At 53.8% G+C, this 18,431-nt stretch carries 19 protein-coding genes; 9 read left to right on the forward strand and 10 right to left on the reverse strand.

Annotated elements, in window-relative coordinates:
• Positions 1 to 57: 57 nt before the first annotated feature.
• Positions 58 to 1,740 (reverse strand): formate--tetrahydrofolate ligase, encoded by a 1,683-nt coding sequence (locus tag JQC75_RS16115; RefSeq protein ID WP_203325037.1) that lies wholly within the window; start codon positions 1,738 to 1,740, stop codon positions 58 to 60.
• Between the two features lie 170 nt (positions 1,741 to 1,910).
• On the opposite strand from JQC75_RS16115, the gene JQC75_RS16120 reads away from it, so the two are divergent.
• The gene (locus tag JQC75_RS16120) at positions 1,911 to 2,801 is read left to right on the forward strand and encodes an aldo/keto reductase (protein WP_203325038.1); all 891 of its coding nucleotides are present in this window, start codon (positions 1,911 to 1,913) and stop codon (positions 2,799 to 2,801) included.
• A gap of 125 nt (positions 2,802 to 2,926) precedes the next feature.
• Here JQC75_RS16120 and JQC75_RS16125 read toward each other — a convergent pair whose 3' ends face one another.
• Positions 2,927 to 3,763 (reverse strand): MaoC family dehydratase, encoded by an 837-nt coding sequence (locus JQC75_RS16125; protein WP_203327254.1) that lies wholly within the window; start codon positions 3,761 to 3,763, stop codon positions 2,927 to 2,929.
• 244 nt (positions 3,764 to 4,007) lie between these two features.
• Here JQC75_RS16125 and JQC75_RS16130 point away from each other — a divergent pair, with 244 nt between their 5' ends.
• Positions 4,008 to 4,778: a methyltransferase domain-containing protein gene (locus tag JQC75_RS16130; RefSeq protein ID WP_203325039.1), complete on the forward strand. Its 771-nt coding sequence runs from the start codon at positions 4,008 to 4,010 to the stop codon at positions 4,776 to 4,778.
• On the opposite strand, the gene JQC75_RS16135 is transcribed toward JQC75_RS16130, so the two are convergent.
• Together JQC75_RS16135 and JQC75_RS16140 are read right to left on the reverse strand one after the other, a co-directional pair.
• Entirely contained in the window at positions 4,775 to 5,413 is a 639-nt protein-coding gene (locus JQC75_RS16135; RefSeq protein WP_203325040.1) for a chemoreceptor glutamine deamidase CheD, read from the reverse strand. The genes JQC75_RS16130 and JQC75_RS16135 overlap by 4 nt on opposite strands.
• A 119-nt stretch (positions 5,414 to 5,532) precedes the next feature.
• Entirely contained in the window at positions 5,533 to 6,444 is a 912-nt protein-coding gene (locus JQC75_RS16140; RefSeq protein ID WP_203325041.1) for a TraB/GumN family protein, read from the reverse strand.
• A gap of 42 nt (positions 6,445 to 6,486) precedes the next feature.
• Between JQC75_RS16140 and JQC75_RS16145 the strand changes: the two genes are divergently transcribed.
• Positions 6,487 to 6,795 carry a prephenate dehydrogenase gene (locus JQC75_RS16145; RefSeq protein WP_203325042.1) on the forward strand — a complete coding sequence of 103 codons (309 nt, stop codon included), beginning with the start codon at positions 6,487 to 6,489 and terminating at the stop codon, positions 6,793 to 6,795.
• Positions 6,796 to 6,859: 64 nt separating this feature from the next.
• Positions 6,860 to 8,611, forward strand: a complete 1,752-nt coding sequence (locus tag JQC75_RS16150; RefSeq protein WP_203325043.1) for a bifunctional diguanylate cyclase/phosphodiesterase — start codon at positions 6,860 to 6,862, stop codon at positions 8,609 to 8,611.
• A gap of 9 nt (positions 8,612 to 8,620) precedes the next feature.
• On the opposite strand, the gene JQC75_RS16155 is transcribed toward JQC75_RS16150, so the two are convergent.
• Complete coding sequence (locus JQC75_RS16155; RefSeq protein ID WP_203325044.1) at positions 8,621 to 9,145, reverse strand: DUF3016 domain-containing protein; 525 nt, start codon at positions 9,143 to 9,145, stop codon at positions 8,621 to 8,623.
• Positions 9,146 to 9,390: 245 nt separating this feature from the next.
• The gene (locus tag JQC75_RS16160; RefSeq protein ID WP_203325045.1) at positions 9,391 to 9,900 is read right to left on the reverse strand and encodes a DUF4240 domain-containing protein; all 510 of its coding nucleotides are present in this window, start codon (positions 9,898 to 9,900) and stop codon (positions 9,391 to 9,393) included.
• A gap of 96 nt (positions 9,901 to 9,996) precedes the next feature.
• Between JQC75_RS16160 and JQC75_RS16165 the strand changes: the two genes are divergently transcribed.
• The 4 genes from JQC75_RS16165 (at position 9,997) to JQC75_RS16180 (ending at position 12,633) form a co-directional block, all read left to right on the forward strand.
• Positions 9,997 to 10,407, forward strand: coding sequence for a hypothetical protein (locus JQC75_RS16165; RefSeq protein ID WP_203325046.1), 411 nt, complete (start codon positions 9,997 to 9,999; stop codon positions 10,405 to 10,407).
• Positions 10,408 to 10,518: 111 nt separating this feature from the next.
• Entirely contained in the window at positions 10,519 to 11,319 is an 801-nt protein-coding gene (locus JQC75_RS16170; protein WP_203325047.1) for a response regulator, read from the forward strand.
• Positions 11,320 to 11,450: 131 nt separating this feature from the next.
• On the forward strand, positions 11,451 to 11,723 hold the full coding sequence (locus JQC75_RS16175; protein WP_011761265.1) for an HU family DNA-binding protein: 273 nt from the start codon (positions 11,451 to 11,453) through the stop codon (positions 11,721 to 11,723).
• Positions 11,724 to 11,943: 220 nt separating this feature from the next.
• Positions 11,944 to 12,633 carry a TorF family putative porin gene (locus JQC75_RS16180; protein ID WP_380797689.1) on the forward strand — a complete coding sequence of 230 codons (690 nt, stop codon included), beginning with the start codon at positions 11,944 to 11,946 and terminating at the stop codon, positions 12,631 to 12,633.
• Positions 12,634 to 12,653: 20 nt separating this feature from the next.
• On the opposite strand, the gene rimK is transcribed toward JQC75_RS16180, so the two are convergent.
• From rimK to JQC75_RS16200, 4 genes are all read right to left on the reverse strand, one after another.
• Positions 12,654 to 13,559: a 30S ribosomal protein S6--L-glutamate ligase gene (gene rimK / locus JQC75_RS16185; protein WP_203325049.1), complete on the reverse strand. Its 906-nt coding sequence runs from the start codon at positions 13,557 to 13,559 to the stop codon at positions 12,654 to 12,656.
• A gap of 78 nt (positions 13,560 to 13,637) precedes the next feature.
• Positions 13,638 to 15,368, reverse strand: a complete 1,731-nt coding sequence (locus JQC75_RS16190) for an EAL domain-containing response regulator (RefSeq protein ID WP_203325050.1) — start codon at positions 15,366 to 15,368, stop codon at positions 13,638 to 13,640.
• 10 nt (positions 15,369 to 15,378) lie between these two features.
• Positions 15,379 to 15,807: a response regulator gene (locus tag JQC75_RS16195; protein ID WP_203325051.1), complete on the reverse strand. Its 429-nt coding sequence runs from the start codon at positions 15,805 to 15,807 to the stop codon at positions 15,379 to 15,381.
• A 4-nt stretch (positions 15,808 to 15,811) separates the two neighbouring features.
• Positions 15,812 to 17,923 (reverse strand): CHASE domain-containing sensor histidine kinase, encoded by a 2,112-nt coding sequence (locus JQC75_RS16200; protein WP_239002030.1) that lies wholly within the window; start codon positions 17,921 to 17,923, stop codon positions 15,812 to 15,814.
• A 273-nt stretch (positions 17,924 to 18,196) separates the two neighbouring features.
• Between JQC75_RS16200 and JQC75_RS16205 the strand changes: the two genes are divergently transcribed.
• A complete protein-coding gene (locus JQC75_RS16205) occupies positions 18,197 to 18,379 on the forward strand; it encodes a PA3496 family putative envelope integrity protein (RefSeq protein WP_203325052.1) in 183 nt (60 codons plus the stop codon).
• The last annotated feature ends 52 nt before the right edge of the window (positions 18,380 to 18,431 follow it).

Raw genomic sequence — 18,431 nt, forward strand, 5'->3', positions numbered from 1 at the left:
AATGCGGTAAACAGAAAGGCACCCTCGGGTGCCTTTGTTGTTATTCACCAGGCCCCATTATCCCAGGCCAATGATGTCGCCCTTATCGTTGATATCGATATTCAGATAGCCGGGCAAGAGCCCCAGCCCCGGCATGGTCATTACCTTACCTGTGAGCACAGTAATAAAGCCCGCACCGGCACTTAAGCGTAAACCCACAACGGGCAACTCAAAGCCGCTGGGCGCACCTTTAAGAGCGGGATCATGGCTGATGGACAGGGGCGTCTTCGCGATACAAAGCGGCAACTTGTCCATCCCAAGCTGGGTAATCATCGCCAGATCCCGGCGCGCATCCTCAGACAGGCTGACACCGGCGGCACCATAACGCTCCGCCAGTGTCATCAGGCGAGCCCCAAAATCCATCTGGTCGTCATACAGGTACTCAAAGTTTGATGGCGCATCGCAGGCGCGGGCTACGGCTATGGCCAGCGCCCTTGCGCCCTCGGCCCCATGGCTGAAGGCATCGCTGATTTCACAGCCAAAGGCCCCTTCTGCAAGGCAACGCTCTTTGAGCCAGGCCAGTTCGGCCATGGAATCATCGGGGAAGCGGTTAATGGCAACCACCAGAGGCAAGCCATAACCCATCACGTTTTGCATGTGCCAGTGCAGGTTGGCAAAGCCAGCCTCCAGGCGTTCACTGTCGTCGCCATCCACGCCGGAATTGGCCTTCAGCGCCCTTAAGGTCACCACCAGCACGGCAGCAGATGGAGCAATGCCCGAGGCACGGCTCTTGATATTGCAGAACTTTTCAAAGCCCATATCGGAGCCAAAGCCACCCTCGGTCACCACATAGTCATGGTGTGCCAACGCCACCCTGTCGGCGATGATGGAGGAGTTACCATGGGCAATATTGGCAAAGGGCCCCGCGTGCACCAGGCAAGGGGCGCCACTCAGGGTTTGCATCAGCGTGGGCTCGATGGCATCACGCATAATGGCTGTCATGGCTCCTGCCACCCCCAGATCGTCGGCGCTGATGGGGTTACCGTCCCGGCTCATGGCCAGGATCACCCGACCGATGCGGGCGCGCATGTCGGCAATGTTTTCACACAGGGCCAGAATGGCCATCAGCTCTGACGCCGCGGTAATGTCGAAACCACCGCCGTGAACCGGACCATTGTTATCTCCAAGCCCCAGCTCAATCTGGCGAAGGCTGCGATCGTTGTGATCCAACACCCTGCGCCATAGAATGCGTTCGGGGTCGATGTTCAGTGCCTGCAAACCCGTTTTGGCGCTGAAGGCGTCCGGGCCGAGTCGGGTTTCGTGGAAAAGACGGGCATCGATGGCGGCCGCAGCCAGATTGTGGGCGCTGGTGACGGCATGGATATCACCCGTCATGTGCAGGTTCATCACCTCCATGGGCACCACCTGAGCATAGCCGCCACCGGCAGCCCCACCTTTTACCCCAAAGACAGGGCCGAGACTGGGCTGACGGATACAGGCACAGGCCTTGTGCCCCAGCAGATGCAGGCCCTGGGTTAACCCTATGGTGGTCACGGTTTTACCTTCCCCATGGGGTGTGGGCGTCACGGCCGTGACTATCACCAGTTTTCCACGCCGGGGCTCACGGGCGGCCTCAAGGCTGATTTTAGCCATGGCGTGACCCGCCTCCCGCCACAAATGCTTGCCAAGGCCAAAGTCGTCGGCAATCCAGCCTATGGGGCGTACATTGGCCTGCCGGGATATTTCCATATCTGTCAACATAGTGGAGTTCTCGCTGTAGGGTATGCTTGTGATTGTTATTGTGAGACCCTGTGGCGGGTCCTGGCTCAACACAGCCTAAGCCAAAGGCCCGGGCTAAAGAAGCTCAAGAAATGACTAATTCATCTTTCCTGAATCCAAATCAATTTCAGTGCACTTTTTTGGGGAGAACCATGGTGTCAACTTCGCTCAAACTGTCCGAATTTATTGCCGGTTTCTGGCGGCTGGCCGATTGGCAAACCACCCGGCCTCTGCGGCGTGAATTAATCGAAACCTATCTGTCCCTCGGCGTCAGCTCCATGGATCACGCCGACATCTACGGCCGATACCAGTGTGAGCGCCTGTTCGGTGATGTGCTGCGCGAGGCACCTGCGCTGCGCCACCAAATGGAAATCATCAGCAAGTGTGGCATCCGGCCTGCCATTGTGGGTAATCCAGACCGCTATGTGAACCACTACGACACCAGCCGGGATCACATAATCAGCAGCGTTGAACAGTCATTGAGCAACCTGGGCACGGATTATCTGGATCTGCTGCTGATCCACAGGCCCGACCCTTTGATGAATGCCGATGAAATGGCCGAGGCTTTTTATGCCTTACGCAAGGCGGGTAAGGTGCGCCACTTTGGCGTGTCCAACTTTACCCCCAGCCAATTTGAGCTGGTGCAGTCGCGGCTCGATTTTGCGCTGCAGACCAACCAGGTGGAGCTGTCGCCACTGGCAATGCAGGTGATGCACGATGGCACTCTCGACCAGTGCCAGCGCCTGGGTATTCGCCCCATGGCCTGGTCATGTTTGGCGGGAGGCGCACTGATGTCAGGCACAGATGAGCGGGCTGCGCGGGTGCGAGCCGTCCTTACCGACATACAGCAACAAACCGGCGCCGATGACCTCAGCCAATTGGTTTACGCCTGGGTGCGGATGCACCCCAGCCGTCCACTGCCCATTATCGGCAGTGGTAATGCTCAGCGTATCAAAGCGGCACTGGCATCAAGCCATATAGTGCTTAGCAGGCAGCAGTGGTTCAGCATCTGGCAGGCGTCCATGGGGCACAGCGTGCCCTGAAAACACCACATCGGGCACAGCGTGCCCTGAAAGACAATAAAAACGGCCGCTGATGCGGCCGTTTTTATGCTGGAAGGCGTCATACGCCAATCCGGGGGATTTCTGCTGGTAAGTCAGCCCAGCTTTTAGTCATGAAAGGTCACTTCACCACTCAGATGCGGCCTGCGCCCCTTCTGATCCCTCAGCTCAAACCGCAGGCCATCGTCTTTGGCTTCGCTGGCAAAGGTCACTTCGCCGGGCATAAACAGCGGCAGTTTAAAGGCCACGTCCAGCGTGCAGGGTCTGTTACCTATCTCGCCCATCAACTCGGCCACGCAGCGGGCCTTGGACCACATACCATGGGCCAGTACCCGTTCAAACCCGAACCGTTTGGACAGGAAAGGATGCAAATGGATAAGGTTGAAATCACCGGAAGCCCGGGCATAGCGCCAACCCAGCTTATCGTCCAGGGTCCAGGTCTTGGGGTTATCCCACGCCATGTCGCTGCCCTTTGGGGGGCGGGCGCGGCGACCGGCGCTTTCAATGCGGTACAGATAAATGGAGTGGGCTTCCCATACCAGTTCATCGGCTACCCAAACCTTGGATACCAGCTCAAATTCCAAACCGGCATCGGTTTGCTCACTGGATGCCAACACGCATTCCAAACGAACCTGCTCTGACACTGACACTGGACGGTACTGGCTGATGCGGTTTTTAAGGTGGATCATGCCAAGCAGCGGAAAGGTCACAGCGTCATGGGTGAAGATCACCGCATGCAGACGAAACGCCAGAATGTACAAAAAGGTGGGGGGCAGCGTCTTGCCGTCAAAGTTGAACTCACACACCCGGGCATAGTCGGCCACCACCGCTGGCGACAGCGACACCTGGGGCACAGACACGCGGATTACAGGCAGCGGCTGCTGATCCCAACCGGGTTTGCGGCCGAAAAAAATCTTGCGATACAAAGACAACAGCGACGGCATCCCATCCAGTGCCACTTGATGTTCCATGGTGTAGGTTCCCCCCTGACAAAGAGCGGGAATTATACTCTCATTCACTGCAATGTGTAGCCCCAATAAAACCAAGCAAACAAGTGACTATATTTCAAAGCCTTAAGCCTATTTTGGTCAGCAACAATTCACTGTGTCGTACGAGCAACGAGAGACTGCCAAAACGGCTTCGGCTGTGAGAAACTAGCGCCCGACCTCCCAGCGCCGGACACTCAGATTGCAAGACAAGAATTTCGATACCCTCGCGGGTAAGTTTGCCAAGAACATCTACGGTACCCTCAAAGGGGATATTCGCGCGGCCGTGCTGTGGCGCGATCTGGAAGACATGCTGCCACTCCTGGGTGAGCGCAAACTCAGGGTACTGGATGCCGGTGGCGGATTTGGCTTTTTCAGCCAAAGGTTGGCGGCACTGGGACACAGTGTGGTGCTGTGTGATATTTCTGCCGAAATGCTAGCCGAGGCCAAGCGGCAAATTGCCCTTAGCCCCACCCCGCTCGACATCCAGTGCATTCATGCCCCCATTCAGGATTTGTCACCGGATGCCCTGGGGGACTTCGACCTCGTTCTGTGCCATGCCGTGGTGGAATGGCTCGCCGATGCCAAAGGCACCATGACCAGTCTGCTGACATTGCTCAAGCCCGGCGGCTTGTTTTCACTGATGTTTTATAACCGCGATGCCATGTGTTTCCATTCACTCATCGCCGGTAACTTCGGCTATGTGCAGTCAGGATTCAAGGCTAAAAGGGTTAAGCTAAGCCCCAACTTCCCGGTGACAGTGCCCGAGGTGGAAGCCTGGTGCAGCGACTGGCAGATGGACATTCACTGCCGTTCCGGCGTGCGGGTTATTCACGACTATTTGAAAAAAGGCAGCCTGTCCACCGAATACAGTGACGCAGGCCTGATTGAGATGGAGCTGAAATACTCCCGCGAACCGGCCTTTTTGCGCCTGGGACGCTACGTGCACTTTGTAGCCCAAAAGCCTGCCTAATCAAAAAGCTCTATGGAGCCGGGCTCAGGGGCTTTTGCCTGCTCGGCCACATCGTTGAGATAGGCCTGCTCTTCGCGCTCGATTTGGGCCATGCCGGTCATTTCGAGCCGCTTCAGCCTGACCCTGCCACTTTGGGGATGAAAGAGCACCTTACGCGGCCAGGGGCCACCGAGATCTTCTGACATCACGGGGATCCCCTCCAATGCCAGATACTCCCTCACAAAGGCGATATTGGACTGACCCACATTGAGCACAGAAATGCGCCCCAAATTGGCACCACCGAATATTTTTGCCCTGAGACGGGACTTAAGCCCTCCCGCAGTAAGGATGCCGTTGATTAATTGCTCCATGGCCCAGTTCCCGTAACGACAGGAGTAACTGGTAAGTTGGTGCCAATCTTCGTGGAGGGCTTTTTCAGGTAACAGGAAGTGATTCAGGCCACCAATGCCCATCAGGGGATCCCAGATACAGGCCGCAACACAGGACCCCAAACGGGTGTAGATAAACTCATCCTGACAGGAATAGTAGTATTCACCCGGGTCGACCCGGGCAACCTGCGACTGTTGTTCGTTGTCCCAGAATCGTGGGATCTTTTCAAATCCTGGATATACCAGTTGAGGGGATTGCAAGGCCATGGGTCCTCCGCGGCTGTCTTCCTGAGTATAGCCAACGCTGGCAAATACCCCGGTAATTCAGTCCCTCGGACGACCCGGCGGCGATTAAGCCGCTTTGTCTGGCAAAGGTCGACACCCGCTTACTGGCACAGTCCCTGGGTGGCGGCGCAGTGGCCCAGGTGCCCTTTCACTTTTATCCCACGTTCGGCCAGAATAGACACCAAACTCTGTTCTCCCACCAGATGCCCCGCCCCCACCACAACCATCAGAGTCTTTGGCGTATCCGCCCGGGTCAGGAGGCTTTGCAGCGTATCGGCCATTCGATGGTTTCTGTCCCACAGCAGCAGCTTTAACAATTGGGTATCGTCACCTTCTGCCATGGAGTCGTGCATCACTGCGGCGAGTTCATCACTGTCGCCACCTCGCCAGCTATTGACCAGGGCACCGACTTCTTCATCTGAAGCAACAATGGCCTCACGCACCATGGCCCACTGCTGCGACTTGTCCAGCGACGCCATCAATTTGAACTGATATTCCATACCTTCCAGCTCAAATATCGCCTTGCTGCCCCGGGCACGATCCAAAAAGTGCTGGTCGACACCAAACTCAGGCTGATACCCCAGGCCAGCAAACTGCATCACGGTAATTTGCGATGCCTGCATCCAGGGTGAAAAAGGCGCCATGGCCTCGCAGATTGGCTTTCTGCTGCTGCAGTATTGTTCCAACACGGCGGCGGACTCGGCATCCGGGGAGGAGGCATCCACACCATAGGTCATCAAGAGGCGCTGAATATCAGCACCGGCCGCACCTATATCTGCTTCCACCACCAGCGCTTCGGCGCTGTTAAATGCGCTTTCCACCACCTTGGGCATGGGATAAAAATCGGCACTGCCGACATGAATGGAGCCCAGCAGGTAGACGGTTTTACCCTTGTGGGAAAATTCATAGAAAGGGGGTTTATCTGATTCTTTCGCCAATACCGGCGCCAAACCCGACAACGCCCAGAGTGCCACAGCGCCAATGAGTCCTGTCCTTAAACTTGTTGCCTTCATCCTTGCCTCTTATAATCCCGAAAAATCTGATTGGAAGCTGTTATGCCATATACCAAGGTCCTTGAGCAACTGACCGAAAATCTGCAACTGGCCTATCGCCAGGCAATCGACGCCGATACCCGACTGGATGAATTGCAAAAAGCCGGCATGGGTAAGTTCAGTCATATCTTTAGCGCGGAAGAGGGATTTTCAACCCGCAGCAACCGGTTTGGCCCCTATGTGCAGGAGCTGGGTCAGGACTTCGCCGACCTGAAAGCGGCAGAGGTGACACCCGAAGCGCTTGAGCTCGTAGTCCGCAAACTCGGCGTATTGCTGCAAACCCTGCAAGCTTTCAAATCACAGAGTAAATAAGCGGTCATCTTTCTGTCACAGGGCTGCCATAGACTGCCGGAACCTTGGGCTCCCGGTACTCATCATGGCCGCCATCGATTTACAGGCAGAACTGACAAAAGTCATTGAAAAACAAAGCATATACTCGCTTTTTCAACCCATATTCAATATCGGTGCCGGTAAAATCCACGGCTTTGAAGCCCTCTCTCGGGGGCCTGTCCACAGCCCTTTATATTCCCCGGTTCCCCTGTTTAAAACGGCCGAGCACGAAGGGCGCCTGAGCGAACTGGAGACCCTGTGCCGCCAAATCGCAGCTGGGCGTTTTGCCGAACGTAAACTGCCGGGAAAGCTCTTTATCAATATTTCGCCCAAGGCGCTGCTGGACCCGGATCACCCCAAGGGTAAAACCCTCGCCATGCTTCAGCAGCTGGGCATATCCCCATCTCAGGTGGTGATAGAACTCTCTGAGCAGCACCCAGCTGACGATATCGACTTGCTGAAAACCTGCTTGCTGCACTATCGCAATCAGGGTTTTTTAACCGCCATTGACGATTTGGGTGCCGGGTACTCCGGGCTGCGGCTATGGTCGGAGCTGGCGCCGGACTATGTGAAAATCGACCGCCACTTTATTCACCAAATCGACAAGCATCCGGTCAAACAGGAGTTTGTGCGCTCTATCGTGGAACTTTGCCAGAGCCTGACCTGCAAGGTGATTGCCGAAGGAATAGAAACCGAGGCCGAACTGCAGGTACTCAGGCAGCTCGGGATAATTTACTGCCAGGGCTTTTTACTCGGTCGCCCGCAGACCAACCCAAACACACTCCTGCCCCCGGGGCTAAACCCCCAGCCCAACATGGGACAGGCCACCCACAGATACATAGAAACCGCCGAAAGTCTGGCATGCGGCGCTGTTACTGTGCCGACCGACACCAAACTCAAAAGCATCAGCGACCGTTTCAGCAGCCAACCGGCGTTGCAGGCGGTGGTGGTGGTCGACGGCGACACGCCGCTGGGGCTTATCAGCCGAACGGCCCTGCTTGAATTATTTTCAACTCCCTATGGCCGCGCACTTCATGAAAATCACTGTGTTACCGAAGTGATGAACACCAGGGTGCCCCAATTTGATGCATCCGAGGCGCTCAGCAGCGTAAGCCAGTTGCTGACCTCAGAGTCAGATCGGTTCATGGCGCAGCAGTTCTTGATACTGCGTCAGGGAAAACTCATCGGCGTGGGCCACACCAAGGATCTGCTTGCCCGGATCACCGAGCACCGCATCAAGGTGGCACGCCACGCCAACCCGCTCACCGGATTGCCGGGTAATGTGCCCATTCAAGAAGAATTACAGCGACTCAAGCAGCAAAGCCGTGCTTTTTATTTGGTGTACTTCGATTTAAGCCACTTCAAACCCTATAACGATACCTATGGCTTTTGCCGGGGAGATGAGGTGATTTGTCATGTGGCGTCACTGCTTGCAGTGCATCAGGATGCCGACTGTTTCGTGGGCCACATTGGGGGGGATGACTTTGTGATGATTACCACGGACGATCCCGAATATAAGGTGGCGGGGATCCTCAAGGATTTTGAATCCGAAAAACACAGCTTTTTCCAGCAGGCCCATTGGCAGGCGCAATGTATTTCCGCCGAAGACCGCCAGGGCACAATCAGCCTCCAACCTCTGATCTCCCTGTGTGCGGGCATACTGTCGCCAAGGCACACCTTCAATGCCACCGAACATGAGCTGTCGGCGCTCAGCGCCCGGGCAAAAAAACAGGCAAAGCTCACCGACAGTGGACTTTGCCTGCTTGGCAGTACCCCGCCTCAGCTGAGGCAGGCCTAGTTCAGACAGTTACAGCTTGGGAGCAACCTGCTTTTCAAACCATTGGGTTAACAGACGGACCTCATGGGAAAACGGTCTGTCATTCACCGAACGAATTTCGTTCATAAAATTCAGATTAGTCAGTTTTTCATCGCCGGCAATCACCACCTGATCACCATCGAGTACCTGATAGCTGAAGCTGATGCGTGGGGGATAGATTTCTTTCACCACGCGCAGGTCATTTGCGGTGGCGCCAAAGGTTGGGCGCATATCACCGGCCATATCCACATCTGTGACCACCAGCTCCAATTTTTGACTGGGTTTGAGCGACTTGGACGCTTCTTTGTTCAGTTCCTTGGTGAGGGTCTCAAACATGCGATTTTCGAATCTGGACTGAAGCTCACCGCTGGACTTAATGTCGCGGAATTTCTTGGGCTCCTGCCAGGTGATTTTTACAGCGCCGTTTTCGGTTTGTGGATCCACAGTGGCTGCTTCATCCGCCATCGCTGAACCCGCAACAAAGATGCCGGCAATCAGAATCATCGGGAATTTCATATGAGCCTCCTTAAGGCCTGTAAGCGATTAAATCGCATTCACTTTAGCGAATTTAAGCTGAACCAATACTTAACAAAAACTGCCGTAATCAGACGCCGTCCTGAATATAAGTTTCTGTTTATTATTTAGTTTAGACAGATTAATCCCAAAAGGTTCAGGTATCAATTTGTATCATGAAAAACACACCCAAGACTGAGTGACACTAAGTAGACAGTGCCCAACCGAAACCGTCGGGCATGGCAATATCAGAAGGGGAACAAGCGGCAAAGTTCAGGATAATTGGCTTTGAGGTCTTTGGGACGGGAACTGAATTTCTTGCCGGCCGGATTCACGCTGCCGGACGGCACAAAGGGCAATTCTTGCTGTGTTCTGTCTTCATAGAGCTGCCCGGCAATCAAATCGTAGTCTTCCACAAAGGGGTACGCATAGCCGTCCACCGTTGGCCAGCCGGGCAATCCTGCCAACGCATCCGGCGTGGCGATGACCCGCTCAAACCATTCCTGCCCCAAAGAGATCAGAAAACAGCGAAACTCTGCAAAACCATAATCGGTGTCGCAACCCGTGATCACATAGGCGGCGCCCCATAACGGCCAGGTGTAGGCACGGCGCATCTGCTGGCCAAACAACTTGTCAAATGCCTTTAAGGCCTCGTTGTCCATGGCGCTCAACGCATTGCGCAGGCGTTCTGCCAGGCTCTCCTGTGATTCGTCCGGGCTTTGGCGGCTTACCAGCTGCCAGAATTCTTGCTCAGTCATGTCATTGCCTCTGTTTTGGGAGCGCTATTTTACACCGAACTGGACTGTCCCTCCGGCTTTTTCTACACTTGGGCGACTTTTTTACCGGAACCCGCCATGAAACTGCCACCGCTGCCCCTGTGCCTGTTGCTCTGCCTGTATATTGTGCTGGCGCTTTTATCCATAACCCGCGCCATCATTACCGGTAATCTGGATATGTTTACGCTTGGGGTATTACCGGTACTGGTGGGTCTGGTGCTTAAAACCTCCTGGGCGATTTGGGCAGTGCGTATCTATACCGCCATTCAAACCCTTGGCTGCGCTGCACTTGGGGTCACGGCCATTCTGGCCACCCACATAAGCCCCGAAGATACCCGGCTGTTCTTCGCCGGGACTGAAATTCCACTGTCGCTGGTTGCTGTCACTCTTGTCGCGCTGCTGTCATTTCAATGGTGGGTGGCGTTTCTCCCGTCGACCCGCGATTACCTGCTGGTACAAGCTGAAGCAGACACCCCAAAAAACCACTGAGAATGACCTTGGGCTACCGCATTGGTACGTTGGTGAGCTTGATAAGCGTGCTTGCCAAAGGCTGAGCACTTGAGTTAGCGTTACAAACCCGCAACAAAAGTCACTATAGCCATGCATCAATTGTCACCGGGCGAGCTGTCCATCCTACTGGTGGAGCCTTCAGACACCCAACGTAAAATCATTATCGCCAGCCTGAAAAATGAAGGCATTCTCAACATCGAAACCGCCGGCGGATTTGATGAGGCCAGGCAAATACTCACAGAGCACAAGCCAGATTTGATTGCCAGCGCCATGCACTACAGTGACGGTGACGCCCTCAAGTTACTGACCCACATCAAGAGTGACAGCCGCTGTCAGGACATCCAGTTTATGCTGGTTTCCAGTGAATGCCGCCGCGAGCAGTTGGAGGTATTCCGTCAGTCTGGTGTAGTGGCGATATTGCCTAAACCCTTTTCAAAAGCCCATCTTGGAAAAGCACTTAACGCGACCATAGACCTGTTGTCCAACGATGAACTGGATTTGGATCATTTCGACGTTCAGGACCTGCGGGTATTGGTGGTGGACGACAGCCGTATGGCACGTAACATCATCCGTCGCACCCTGACCAACCTGGGTATGCGGCAAATTATTGAAGCCTGTGATGGCGCCGAGGCGATTGCACTGATGCAGTCGCACATGTTCGATTTGGTCGTGACCGACTACAACATGCCCAGTGTGGATGGCCTGGCCCTGACCCAGTTTATTCGCAACGAGAGTCAGCAGTCCCATATCCCCATTCTGATGGTGTCGTCAGAGGCCAACGATGCCCACTTATCCAATGTGTGTCAGGCCGGCGTTAACGCCCTGTGTGATAAGCCATTTGAGCCACAATTGGTGAAACAGATTTTGTATCAGCTGCTGGATGCCAATTAATGTGACAAAAGCCGCTGGAAAATTGATCCCGAGCGGGATTTGCGCCCCAAAACCGCTTCCCAAACGCTAATGCCTGTGGCATGTTAGGCGAGTTTTAAAACAATAATCACGGAAAGACGAGTATTTAGCATATGAACAGAACTGAACTTATCGCCAAGATCGCTGAGAGTGCTGACCTGACCAAGGCCGAAGCCGGCCGTGCGCTGAAATCCTTCGAAGAAGCTGTGACTGCCGCCATGAAAGACGGCGACAAAATTTCTATCGTAGGTTTCGGTTCTTTTGAAACCAGCACCCGCGCAGAGCGCACTGGTCGCAACCCGCAAACCGGCAAGGAAATCAAAATCCCTGCGGCGACCATTCCAAAATTCAAGGCCGGCAAGGCCCTGCGTGACAGCGTGAACTAATCTCGGCACTCATGCAGTCAAAGCCTCCTTCGGGAGGCTTTTTGTTTTGAGCGCACCAAGTGTGTGCATTGGCGCACGCAAAATGTGCATTTTTCAGCCAATTCACGACGTGTTTAAACACAATTTCTTTGTAAACAATAAGTTAAAAAATGGCATAACCTTGGCTTTAGGTATTCCCGACCAATACAAGTACACACAATAATCATTGAAGGGGAATATGATGACCAAGGTATCCACACTCGCTCTGCTGCTTTCCTGCGCCTTTGCCGCCTTGCCAGCCAAGGCTGAATTTGAGGGCAATATCGGGATAAGCTCCAACTACCTGTGGCGCGGGATCAGCCAAACCCAGGACAGTACTGCCGTGGATGGCGGACTGGATTACAGCCACGAGAGCGGTTTTTACGCGGGTATGTGGGCAGCCAATGTAGACTTTGGTGATGACACTACCTTCGAAATGGATTTTTATGGCGGTTATAGTGGTGATATCACCGACAGCCTGAGCTTCGATGTGGGCTACCTCTACTACGCCTATCCAGATGCTGATGCCGACATAGACTTTGGTGAACTCTATGCCAGCCTGACCTGGCAGTGGTTAACCGTGGGTTATGCCCTTGTGGTCAATGGCGGCGACGATATGGCCCCAGATGAGTTGTCCGATGATGATATGGACTATCTCAGCGCCGATGTCGCCATCCCGCTGGGCGAAACCCTGAGCCTCGACCTGCACTATGGCTATTCAAGCGGGGATATCGCTTTGGGCTGGTATGGCGAGTCCAGCTACAGCGACTATGCCGTTTCGCTGACCAAGAGCACCGAGCTTGGCGATGTCAGCTTTACTGTGTCTGACACCGACCTTACCGAGGACGACCCCAAAGTGGTGCTGCGCTGGTCATACGGCTTCGCACTCTGAACCCTTAACCCTGACTGAGTTCAGGCAATCACCTGGTGGTTGGCCCGGCGGGCCGCCACCACCTTTTCAATGTACTCAACGATGGGCTCGGCAACCTTAATACCCGTTGCCTGTTCTATCCCTTCTATGCCCGGCGCCGAGTTCACCTCCAGCACCAGGGGCCCACGGGCTGAGCGCAAAATATCCACCCCGGCAACCACCAACCCCATGGCCTTGGCCGCCGCAACTGCCGATTTGCGCTCCTGAGGCGTGATCTTCACCGGCTCGGCCGAACCGCCCAGATGCAGATTGGAACGGAAGTCGCCTTCCGGGCCCTGCCTGCGCATGGCGGCCACTACCTTATCACCCACCACAAAACAGCGGATATCGCTGCCGTTGGCCTCTTTGATGTATTCCTGCACCATGATGTTGGCCTTGAGACCCAAAAACGCCTCAATCACACTCTCGGCAGCCTTGCGGGTTTCTGCCAGCACCACCCCAATCCCCTGAGTGCCCTCGAGCAACTTAATTACCAGAGGGGCGCCGCCCACCATGTTGATAAGGTCAGGGATGTTATTGGGTCTGTTGGCAAATCCGGTTATCGGCATGCCAATACCTTTACGAGACAAAAGCTGCAACGCCCGCAGCTTATCCCGGGAGCGGGCAATGGAAATGGAATCATTGGCAGCAAACACCCCCATCATTTCAAACTGGCGCACCACGGCACAGCCATAAAAGGTGACGCTGGCGTGAATTCTGGGAATGATGGCATCAAACATGGGCACCTCTTCCCCTTCGAGATGGATGCTGGGTTTGACCGAGTTAATGTTCATGTAGCAGTTGATAGGGTTTATGACCCAGGCTTCATGTCCCCTGGACTCACAAGCCTCCACCAACCGACGTGTCGAGTAGAGTTCGGGGAATTGGGACAGCACACCGATTTTCATCGCAGTATACCGTGGCGACTCAGGCGCCAAAGAAAGTTAGGTGAGAAAATTCTGTAGTAATCACCAAGGCTTGGCAAGTTATCTCTCTTGGAATTTGGTGAGGGTTGGCAGCAGGAATTGCGTTTCAAATGTCTTGGCATCCACAGGCTTACCAAGCAGATATCCCTGCAGCAGGGTACAGCCATGGTGAGTGCAAAAATCAGCCTGAGCCTGGGTTTCAATCCCTTCCGCTACCGACACCATGCCAAAGCCCTGGGCGAAATTCAGCAGCGCCATTAACAAGCGACAGCCTTTTTCGTCCTGTGGTACGGTTGCCACCAGGCTTTTATCTATCTTGATAACCTGTATGGGAAAATGCATCAGGTGCTCGAGAGACGAATAGCCTGTGCCAAAGTCATCCAGTGCCATGGTAACCCCCATAAGCTCAATTCTCTGAAGCACAGAGGCAATTTCTTCGGGGTTTTTAATGAGCGCGTTTTCGGTGATTTCCAACTCAAGGTTATGCGCCGGCAGTCCGCTGTCTGCCAATGCCTGCTCAATCACAGCAACCAAATTCACCGCCGAAATTTGCGAGGCAGAGAAGTTTACGGCCACGGAGAACCCCGGCATATAGTCACCAATCTGTTTTAACCACTGGCTGACTTGCTGACAGGCAGTATTGAGTACCCATTTGCCAATTTGTTCGGTCAGACCGACATCCTCGGCAATTCCCAAAAACTTGTCCGGGGCCAACAGGCCATCGGTGGGATGTTGCCAGCGCAGCAGCACCTCCACACCACTGAGATAGCCAGACAGCGCATCGAATTTACCCTGGTAATAGAGCACCAGTTCGTTGTTACTCAGTGCGAGTCGCAGCCCCTGTTCGATGCGGGTGCGATATTTAACTTCATTCTCCAGATCCCGGGAATAAAACTGGATTTGATTCCGGCCCTCTTCCTTGGCCCGGTACATGGCGATGTCGGCGCATTTCAAGAGGTCATAAGCTGTGTTGGCGCACTCGCCGTAAATGGCGATGCCCAAACTGGCCCCCATCATCACAGCGCTGTCGCCCAGCTGGAAAGGCTCTTCAAAGGTACTGAGTAACCGCTTGGCGAGATCAAATGGCAAAAAACGGGTGTCCTGATCGCAAATCAGGGCCACAAATTCATCGCCGCCGATTCTGGCTATCAGGTCATTTTCACGCAGCGCCGATGACAGACGCGTGGCCACCTCAACCAGCAACACGTCTCCCATCTGGTGGCCAAGGGTATCATTGACCCCTTTAAAATCATCCAGATCAAGCAAGATAACACTGAGCATGCCACCGGAACGCCGCACCTGACTGAGGGCGCGGTTAAGGCACAGTTCGAACCCGTATCGATTCACCAACCGGGTGAGGGAATCGTGTTCGGCAAGCTCCCGTAATTTTTCATGGCTTCTACGCAATGCCTTGGCCATGGAGAAACGCTGCTTGGCGTTGATAATGGCCCGGCACAGACGGCTTGAGGTGACTTCATCCTTGAGCAAAAAGTCCTGCGCCCCCAATTCTATGCAGCGCTCGGCCAGCTTTTCATCCTCGTAGCGACTTATCATCACCACCGCAATACTCTCGTTGCTGATGTCATTGAGCCAGGTCAGTACTTCGAGGCCATTGGCATCGGGCAGCATATAGTCCAGCAATATGCCATCAAAGTGCTGCTGCTTAATTTTGATCATCGCATCTTTGGCATAGCAGGACTCAGACACGCTGAAGCCACGCTCTGATTGAGACAGTGCGCGAACTATCATTTCACGATCGACTTCATCGTCATCAACCAGTAATAAATTCATGGTTTAACCTTCACAATTGCGGTAATTCCACAATCCGCCAATACCCATCCAACATATTGATAATACTATCAAATTCATCTTTTATATTGCTTTTGACCACATAGCCGGCCACATTGAAACTATAGGCCGCCAACTTGTCTTCGTCGGCACGGGAAGTGGTCAGCACAAACACCACTGCAGAGGCATACTGTGGATTGGCCCTCAGGGCTTGCAGAAATTCAAGGCCATTCATACGTGGCATGTTCAGGTCCAAAAGGATCACAAAGGCGCCCTGAACAACGCCATCTTTGAGCATTTCCAGCGCGGCCTTGCCATCTCGGGCTCGCACCAGCGGATTAAGCAGACGCATTTGACGCATGGCGCGCTCAACCGCCATGTAGTCAACGTCGTCGTCATCCACCAGAAAGAGCACCACTTCACGATATTGTGCTTCTGTCATGCCTTTATGCCCCTAATTGTTTTGGCCATGAAAACCAGAACTGACATCCTCTCCCCTGAGAAATCAGCCAGACCTTGCCGCCATAGCGCTCTACGGTTTTGCGCACCAGCGATAAACCCAATCCACAGCCTTCCACTTCATCCCGGGCCTTGAGTGTTTGAAAAATACTGAAGACTTTCTCCTGATACTCGGCCGGGATCCCCGGTCCATCATCAGCCACGCAGAATTCCACCATGTCGCCCCGGCTATCGACACTGACGCTGATTTCCCCCTCGCCCTTGTCGTGGTGCTTAATGGCATTGGAAAAGAGGTTTCTGATCACCAGCTCCAGCGGCACCTTGGCAGTATGGATTGTGGGAAACTCACCGCCGAGTTTGAGCTTGAAACCAACAGGGGGCGCGACCAGGGCAAAGGTGTCTTTGATGAGGGATTTGACCTCCACCGATGAGAAGGACTCCTCGGCCCGGCCAATACGTGAGTACAGCAGCAGGCCATCCAACAGTTGGGACATGCGCAGGATACGGCTTTGGATAAGCTGTAAATACTTACCGGTGGACGGGTCCAACTTGCCCTGCAAGTCTTCCTCAATCCATTGGGCCAGCTGCTCAATTCCCCGCAGTGGTGATTTAAGATCGTGAGAGGCGATATAGGCGAAACTGTCGAGCTCTTTGTTGATACGCTCCAGCTCAAGTGTATGAGCCATCCTTTGCTCCTCAATATTACGACGCACCGAAATATCGTTGATGGTGGCCAGCACCGAAATCCCGGAAGCAAAGTGAATCGGTGTTAACCCCACTTCCACCGGCACCAGGCCGCCGGATTTGGTCCTGCCATAGAGTTCATCCCTGAGCGACATCTTCTTGGCAATGGGATTCGCCAGGTATGACGCCATGTGCCCCTGGTGCACCTTTGCCAGGGCTTCAGGCAAGAGTACATTCACACTCTTACCCAGCAGCTCTTCTCTGGTATAGCCGAACAGCTGCTCTGTGTGCTTGTTCACCAGGGTAATAACACCGTGCTTATTGGTGATGATAAGGGCGCTGGGTGACGCCTCCACCACCAATCGAAACCGGCTTTCATTGTTCATTATCTCCCGTGAAAGCAAGCTTTCGTGGTGCCTGGCTTTGGCTATGCTGAGCAAGAAATAAAACATCAACAGCTGAAAAACGACCGCCATCAAAAGCATTAATTGACTCTGAAGCGTCTCCGACCGACTTAAAAAATCAGCGTTGCTACCCACGTGCAGTAACCACTTATGTCCACCCATTTCAATGGGTAACTCAGCTTGATTGCGCCAGCTGTCGGCTCTTTGCGGAGAGCGAAACATCAGGTTCTCTTCGCTTGGCTCACCGCCATCAAAAATGTCCAACTGTAACTGGGTAAATCTATTGCCCAGGATGCCGCGAATAAGATCGTCCATCCTAAACGCCGCATAAACCGTGCCCCGCAGCGCCAGAGGACCAGGCTGAATATCCCGGGCATAAAGGGGCAGATACATTAAAAAGCCGGCCTGCATGTCTTCGCCGGTTTCCTGCACCAGGGTAATTTTGCCGGAAATGGCAGCATCACCGGTATCGGTTGCCCAATCAATCGCACGCCGACGCCTGGGTTCTGAATACATGTCGTATCCGAAGGCCCGCTGATTACGCCAATCGAAGGGTTCGAGATAGAGAATAGAATGATAGATGGGGCGGTCACCGTCGGGGTAGACCTTAAACGCCGGGAATCCCTCCGCTCTCACCGCTTCCTCAAAGGCTTGCAGCTGGGGCTTGCTAACCACCTGACTGAACCCCACCCCCTGTATGCCCGGATAGTACTTGTCCAGCTTGGCATTGGCGACATAGGTACGCCATTCGTCACGGGACACACCGTCGGATGCCTTGAACAAGCCCACACCACTTCGCAGAACCTGCTCATAGGCCAGCATGCGGGTCTCGATTGCCAGTTTCAGTTCCTGCGCCATATCGTCAAAGCGTTCTTCCTTGAGGTCGTTGATGTATTGATGGAACAGATACCAACCGGTAAAGGCAAACACCATAGACACCAGCATCACCCCCCATACGAAAGGAGGGAGGTGAAATCGAGTGGGGTCTTTGATTGGTGTCTGAGAATTCACCTGAAATCATCCTTGATTTTAAATGGCTAACGTCACTGACGGTCACTTAACACATGCTTTTAGTCTGGTTCATCCAGACCAATGTGCAAGTAAATGCCCGACTTTTTTAGTAGGACTTTTATCCCGCCCTCAAATCCCCTTTTGGAAATTTATGATCATACTCACAGAGTGGAATAGGGAGAGCATTTTTTACCCATTCAACAAATAATTTTTGCTTTTCTCAATCCACCAAAGTGGTTAGAAAGTCCTTAAATAACCCATGAGGAATTCGTTATGGCTCGAATAGTTGAAATCCTGCCCCAAGATAGCGAAATGGAAGAACTGACCTCACCCAAAAATGCGCAGGCCGCAAAAGCACTCAAGCGCCGTCAGGAGGTCAAGCGTCGACTCGATGATTATCTCGAACGTGCGGAGCTCAAAAAGGCGCTGGGACTCGACGACGACGATGACTTTTAACATCGTGGGCAGGTAATCCCCTGCCCCGGATACCTTGCCAATCTTATAAATT

Source organism: Shewanella litorisediminis (assembly GCF_016834455.1).
Lineage (GTDB): Bacteria > Pseudomonadota > Gammaproteobacteria > Enterobacterales > Shewanellaceae > Shewanella > Shewanella litorisediminis.